This is a genomic window from Vibrio sp. 1F263 (genome assembly GCF_041439035.1).
GTDB lineage: Bacteria > Pseudomonadota > Gammaproteobacteria > Enterobacterales > Vibrionaceae > Vibrio > Vibrio tasmaniensis_A.
Genome location: NZ_JBGONI010000138.1, coordinates 1 through 1,080 on the forward strand (window position 1 = coordinate 1; position 1,080 = coordinate 1,080).

Annotated in this window: 1 pseudogene; it reads left to right on the forward strand. The window is 45.2% G+C overall.

What is annotated here, in order from left to right:
- Nucleotides 1–453: pseudogene (locus ACED25_RS23530) on the forward strand (hypothetical protein); the annotation flags it as partial.
- Nucleotides 454–1,080 lie beyond the last annotated feature (627 nt).

A 1,080-nucleotide genomic window follows, 5' to 3' on the forward strand; every position in this document is an offset into this window, starting at 1 on the left:
GGGCGCATCGGTTTGCCCACCGAAGCGGGATTGAAAACCATCAGCTACGACCAGCTTCAAGAAGATTATGCGTTGCGCTTTGGAGAGTTTATTTCGCCGAAGTCCTTTGCTAAAGCGGTGAAGTATCTAAAGCGTGCCAGCTATTTTCACAGTGAGCGGATCAATGTGTGTGTCGACCAAGACGAAGGGACGATACGCAGTGCACCCGCGTACAAACAGTTTACACCTCGCTTCTTTAATGACTTAAAAGTCGTGCGTTACACCAACATCAGCGAATTGATCCTCGCAACACGGGAACGCCAGACAAAGAAAGGACTGAGCTTTCAATGGCTCTCTTTCCGTAAGATAGCGTCAGGGATACAAGAGATCTTCAATGCGTCAACGTTAAACACCTATGCGCAATCAACCTCAGCCTTCTTTAGTGAGTATCAACCGGACCTGGCCCCTAATTAAAAAGACACGTTCGTCTCCGCGAAGGCGGAGGGATCAGCACGTCTGAACCTTAGCCTACCCTGCTCTATCTCTCATTTTTCTGGTTTCTCCCAACAGGTTATTCAGGGTTATCTTGCGCACGCAGTCTCATTCGGAAGGGATTTCTCTATTCACGGTTTTTTATAAGAAAGGCCGTGCAAGAAAGGAAGGATAAAAAAGACCGCTACAATGGCCATCAATAAGGGGCTGCGCTTATGAACACTACGTATAAAGATAAATAATTAAATCAATAGAAAAATAAATACTTAAGGACAAGCAAAAAAAACGGCGCGGCAACCTTCTTTTGTCATACGACAGGGACCTTCTTCGATTAAACGCTGAGTCAGGTGGCTCCCTTTCATCATCTCCTTACTTAACGTCCACCTTCATCCGGATGGTATGGCTTAGCAGGGCGAGGGTTTTTAGTGCTGTCAATATTGCAGCCTAAAAAGAGCAGTATGGCGCTGTGAGAGGCTTTCTTCTTAATTTCATTAAATGGTCACGGTTCTTATTCAGCCGCTTAAGCTTACTGCTTTACAAAATGAATGGCCCCTTGAATACTAAGATTAGCGTTTCGATTTATCAGCGTCAGAGGGTAATTCAAACTCA